1 protein-coding gene and 1 pseudogene are annotated in these 2,412 nt (G+C 27.0%); both read right to left on the minus strand.

The annotated features are described in order from the left end of the window. Window positions 1-867: pseudogene (locus tag C9E89_RS22160) on the minus strand (hypothetical protein); the annotation flags it as partial. A 954-nt stretch (window positions 868-1,821) separates the two neighbouring features. Then, window positions 1,822-2,412, minus strand: a 591-nt coding sequence (locus C9E89_RS23495; protein WP_107010249.1) for a penta-EF hand family protein, incomplete at its 5' end; no start/stop codon positions are given.

The raw sequence follows: 2,412 nt of genomic DNA on the forward strand, positions 1-2,412 counted from the left end.
TAACAAGCCGCCAAGTAAGCCATCAACTAAGTTGCTTACAAGGTCAAGTGATAATAAACCACCAGCAATACTGCTAATTAGGTTTGAAACCAAAGTAAGTGATAGCAAACCACTCGTTAAGCCACCTACCAAATTCGTCACAAGGTCAAGAGGTAGTAAACCTTTGGTGATACTTCCGATTAAATTTGAAATAAGGTCTGGTGATAATAAACCACTTGTTAAACCTTTTAATAAGTTTGTTACAAGATCAAGTGATAATAAACCACTTGTTAAGCCCTCTAATAGAGAAATAATAATATTATTGCCTAATAAATTGTAAGATAGTGAATTTAATCCACCAGTTACACCATCTACAATATTATCAACAGTATTTGTGATACCACCAACAAGATCATCCACACCTTTAAGTGATATTTGTAGACCTAAGCCCTTTAATATATTTTCTAGTAAATTTGTTGTTGTTCCAACTAGATTGTCTACAGTATCTGTTAGACCATCTACAGTGCTATTTAGATTGTTTAATAAGTTAGAAACCAATTCAAGTGGTAAATCTTTTGAAATTACGCTATCAATAATTTTTGTTGTTAATTCTACATTTAAAGTATTATTTATTGTGTTATTTAAAAGACTACCTGCAAGGGCACCAGAGATTTTTCCACTTGATAGATTATTAGTTAAATTTTCAACTAATTTAGGATCTATCAATCCCTTTTTTAAAGCATTTAATGTGCTTTTTGCAACACTATCTTGAACACCATATTTTGATAGTTGGTTTGTGAGCTTAGTAAATTTAATACTATCACTCAAAGAATAGCTTGAAACGCCGTTAGGACTGTTTGAAGAAATACCTAATATACCTAATATCATGATTATTCTATACTTAATAAAGAAATTGAAAAATTAGTATAATTAAAAAGAGGGATAGAACCATTGCATTTTATAGCTAATTTATAAAAGAACTTAAATACAAAAAAGCATAAAATTTATATAAATTAAATAAGTCAAGATAGTATATTGGTTTTTATGTATGTTTTATTGTTTTTTAATGTAACTTATTGGCTTGATTTAAATTAACCGAGTTTTTATATTTTCTTAAATAAGTAGGGGTTAATTTACTTGATTAATATATTTTTATTTTAATTATTTAAATTAAAATTTTATTTAATTTTTTTTATATTTATTTTACTGAAATAATTTGTAATATTTATTTTTTATTTTGATTTTATTAATTTAAATTTTTATTTGTGTTAAACAGGTGTTTAAATTTATTTAAAAAATGATTTAAATTATCAAATTTTATTTAGCTTAAAATAATATAGTTTTACTATCGAAATAGTTGTCTTAATTTGTACAATATGTGATGTTGTTAAAACAATTAGTATTAATTGTTCTATTTATTGCTGTTAATTAATTTTTTATTTTTAGGATATTTTTTGGTTTAATTTAGATACAAAAGGTATATTTAACTTATATGTATAAGTTGGATTTTATTAAATAGTTAATTTTAATTAAATTATCCTAATTGTAAAATTAAATCAGTTTGACACATAGCAAAATATAAAAAGTTAAAGAGTATCTTAAAGAGGAATTTTTAATGAGCTTAGGTAACTTTCTTTAAGCAATGGCAGCATGAGCTTCATGAACTAAATAATTCGTTGGTGATACAAAAGAGTGTGCAAAACTCTCTGCTGAGAGTATCGTAAGGATGCTTGCTAAGTAGGATTTTTTATTTTAGAGTCGGATTTTTGTGCAAAAATACATGAAATATTGCCTCAAATATCACATTATATTTAAGACAATATTTATGCTTTCATATCATGATTATTGAGTGATTTCTTGATTTAATTTTTGTGCAAAATTTTGTATATCATTGGCTTGTATTGTTTTTTTACCTTGAGCAATTAAGCCAAATTGTGCGATAGACAGTGCTTTCATTTTCTCTTTGCCTGATGCTGAATTTTGATCAAAACGTTGTGTAAATTCATTCACATATTCTTGCTCTGTTACAACACGATCAGCATTTGTGTCTGTAGAAAAATATTGTTTGTCACGCGCACTAAAGTAGTCACCTAATGTAACATAGTCTTTTCCTTGACCATATTGTTGAATAAATTCAGTGACATTGCTTGGCATTGGCATAGAAATCGGAAGTTTAATGCGGAAACCATCATGAGTTTCAGAGGAATTTCCTGCTAATTGAATATCTTGCTGATCAAGAATTCCATCTTTATTTTTGTCAAAGCTTTCAAAAGTTTTAACACCACTTTCTTGAAATTCACTCAAAGTCATTTTTTGATCTTTATTGTTATCTAAAATGTTAAAACGAACATGTGCTTGTTTTAGAGACATTTCTCGACGTTGTTTGAGTAATGTGACTAGGCGATCTTGTTCATATTGGACAAATTGCTCTAC

The organism is Acinetobacter sichuanensis (assembly GCF_003024515.2).
Classification (GTDB): domain Bacteria; phylum Pseudomonadota; class Gammaproteobacteria; order Pseudomonadales; family Moraxellaceae; genus Acinetobacter; species Acinetobacter sichuanensis.